We start from the raw sequence: 3,010 nt of genomic DNA, 5'->3' as shown, positions 1-3,010 counted from the left end.
GGACAAAGGAACTGGTCCTTATTCATTGTTCTTCTCCTTAAATGACAGCAGCAGGGATTCCGTAACGGTGTCGGCGGTGAATTTCACGTAGAGCAGGCCAACCGCAGAGGGGACATGGTACACATCCTGCCAGAGTCGACTGTTACTGTAAGCCGGCATCGATTTGTAGAAATGTTCCCGCCGCATCGTTTGGATCGTCTCAACGATCTCCGGTCTTCCAAATCCCAGAGCGGCGGCGCTTTTCAATGCGGTGCCGGTGATTGCCAGCCTTCCCGGATCTGAAAACGCGGCCTTGAACGCCTCCAGGTCGTAGGTCGGTTTTCGTTTCCGGTTCATGCGATATGATACACCATAATGGTGTAACCGTCAAGTCCTGGTCGCCTCCACCATGAAAGCGGCCGGCGGAAGGTCAAGCTTTTTGATGATCGGGGCCGACGGTGCGAGGTTGCCATCCTCCCGGCATGGTTGAGCACCTCGTTCACCCGGTCCGGATCTCTTTCGTGAGAAGAAGTTGACAAGGGAACAAAGGAAGGGTGTTATCGCTATCCCCCTCTGGTGGCGAAATAGTGGCGAAACTCGATTTATCGTCTTGTAATACCTGAATATCACAGGGTATATAATCACGACGCAGGGGTTCGATTCCCGTGCACTTCCGCCATTTCTTTGGTGGTGGTCAAGGAGCAATTTGAGGTCGCATGAGAAGTATGACTCGTCTGGGCGCAGGGAGAACCTAGAAAATAACTCTGCCATGGTCAGTGGTAGGCGAAGGGAAGGCAACAGCCAAGCCACGACGACCTTGGAACGGCTCGAAGAAATATGTGAACAGGCAGAGAGGCGGCTGGCATGTTCGTATCGTACAGCGTGTATTCCATGACGCCTAGCGAGAGGTACGTCAGCAGCAGCCGCGATTCCCTATTGCTTCCGAATGGTGCGGCCCCGGGGAGGGGGCCTCCCGTGATGATCATCGTTGCCCGTGAAATTCGTGGCCGTCTGTGAACAAAGTGGTTGCCATGGTCAGGGGCTGTCCACGGGATGACCCTGAGCGAAACGGTAAAATCCGTTTTTTCTGTTTGCCTTGTATCCACCGGGGTAGCTGAGATATCAAGCCACGTCCTGCAGTTGTGTCTGCAGTAATGGGCTCGGTAATACTGTGCAGCAATCACGACACCAGGTCCTAACAAAAGCTGTGTAGAACGAATGCCAGGGAAGGGAATGTTCCCCGCAACAGCAGCCGGGCGGGGATTAAAGTGAATAAAGCTTCCGAAGCACTATTTCCTAACATTCGTTCGGGTTTTGAAGGGCGTTTTGCAGCCATGTTGTGGATATTACTAAGGAACGTTACCGCAAAACGGCACGCAATATTGCCACATGTCGCCTTATTTCCGGGTATTCCGGGTATTATCGTAGCCACAACGAATTCGGGTGTTGAGTCATCGTGTTGATCTATCCATGCGAGATTATTGGCAATATCGTAGATAGGATGCGTTGCTACGTTCGGGTTTTGAAGGGCGTTTCTTGCTACATGATAGTTACTATAAGAGATATTTTGCGTCGCCCTGAGACCCCCACGAACGACACCGGAAGGAACCGCTTAGCGCTTCTTCAGGCCGTGTTTCTCCAGGATCGCCTCCCCCTCCTCGATACTGTCGAAATACTCCCGATGTCCGTCGGGGAAGAGAAAACACAGCTTGTGACCCTCTATGTCACTGGCGTGGCAGCTTGGTAGCCCTGCAGCATGGGTCTCGGCGATCGCTTTTTTCACGGCTCCGGCAAAGATTTTCTCTGCCAGGTCCTTGTCCTGTATCCAGTCCCATATGTCTATGTCCCCCATTCTATATCCACCAGCGTGTTCTTGAAGCAACTCATACAATTCTTCTCGCTGCTCGTTGTCCTTCACCACCATGATCATCAGGCGCAGGGGCGTGATGCCGTCCCTGTCCTTTGCGTCCGGGTCGGCGCCGTTCTCAACCAGGAGACGGAGGAGAGCGGGATCGCCATGGAGGCAACCGCTGTGGAGGGGGGTCATCCCGTTGTTATCCCTGGCGTTCACGTCCGCGCCATGGGAGAGGAGGAGACGGACGATGTCCAGGTGATTGCACAGTGCTGCAAGGTGGAGCGGCGTGAGCCCATCTTCATCCCGTGCGTTCACGTCCGCGCCGGCGGAAAGCAGCTGACGGACAGTGTCGATGTCCCCTTGGTGGGCGGCTGAAAGGATGTTCATGACCGCTCTCCCTCCTCCGCTATCTTCATCTTGATGAGTGCCGAGACGGACACCCCAAGCTTCCTCGCCCTAGCATCGAGACGTGCCTTCTCTTCGGGCGTCATATAGATGGTTACCTTAACCAGCCTTTCCTCAGGACTCTTCTTCGGACGCCCACCCGGGTTCTTCATGTGCACGCCCTGACTCTCAACGGCATGCTCATCGACACCGTTCCCCACACTCGGGGCTTTGAATCTACCCACGTTTCACCCCCTTGAGTAGTCTCTGTATCTCTTTAGCGAGCGCGGCTATCTCCTCCGCCGCTTTGGAATTCCTGTTGTACTCGATTACAGACATCCCGGCCCCGTAGGCATCCTGGAAATCCGCCCGGAGCCGCACGACGGTATTTAACAGTTTATAACCGTCCATGTCGCTGACGTACTCGGCGAGGTCCGTGAGCTTGGAGATGCTCGCCGGGAAGGAGCCGTTGTTAAGCACGTACCCCGTCTTCCCCAGCGCCTTGATCACGGACAGCGCTCTGGTCAGTGCGTATACCTCCACCTGGGAGGGGCGTGTCGGGATGATCACCAGGTCTGATATGGACATCGCCGACCTGTTGAAGTCGCTGTCGATGCCCCCGCAGTCAACGAGGAGGAGGGCCCTGGGGTTGTCCCGATATGGAGCGGTCACCTCGGGGATCTGTTTGACAGAGCTCACGGTGGACACGGGGATCTCGGGGGTGATGCCCCTCTCGGTCCGGTAGCCGGCCCACAGGGAGGACGACCGTTGCAGGTCGAGCTCGAGGATGCG

Annotated in this window: 4 protein-coding genes; all 4 read right to left on the bottom strand. The window is 55.5% G+C overall.

Annotated elements, in window-relative coordinates; translation table 11 throughout:
- Positions 1 to 18 precede the first annotated feature (18 nt).
- Positions 19 to 336 (bottom strand): type II toxin-antitoxin system MqsR family toxin, encoded by a 318-nt coding sequence (locus GXX82_16365; protein ID NLT24618.1) that lies wholly within the window; start codon positions 334 to 336, stop codon positions 19 to 21.
- A 1,255-nt stretch (positions 337 to 1,591) separates the two neighbouring features.
- Positions 1,592 to 2,221, bottom strand: coding sequence for an ankyrin repeat domain-containing protein (locus GXX82_16360; GenBank protein NLT24617.1), 630 nt, complete (start codon positions 2,219 to 2,221; stop codon positions 1,592 to 1,594).
- The gene (locus tag GXX82_16355) at positions 2,218 to 2,463 is read right to left on the bottom strand and encodes a CopG family transcriptional regulator (protein ID NLT24616.1); all 246 of its coding nucleotides are present in this window, start codon (positions 2,461 to 2,463) and stop codon (positions 2,218 to 2,220) included. Before GXX82_16355 ends, GXX82_16360 begins: the two co-directional genes overlap by 4 nt.
- A partial coding sequence (locus GXX82_16350; GenBank protein NLT24615.1) for a hypothetical protein occupies positions 2,456 to 3,010 on the bottom strand: 555 nt, incomplete at its 5' end. The genes GXX82_16350 and GXX82_16355, both read right to left, overlap by 8 nt.

The organism is Syntrophorhabdus sp. (assembly GCA_012719415.1).
GTDB lineage: Bacteria > Desulfobacterota > Syntrophorhabdia > Syntrophorhabdales > Syntrophorhabdaceae > Delta-02.
The sequence above is the reverse complement of the archived record's forward strand: the minus strand, read 5'-3'. Positions and strand labels throughout refer to the sequence as shown.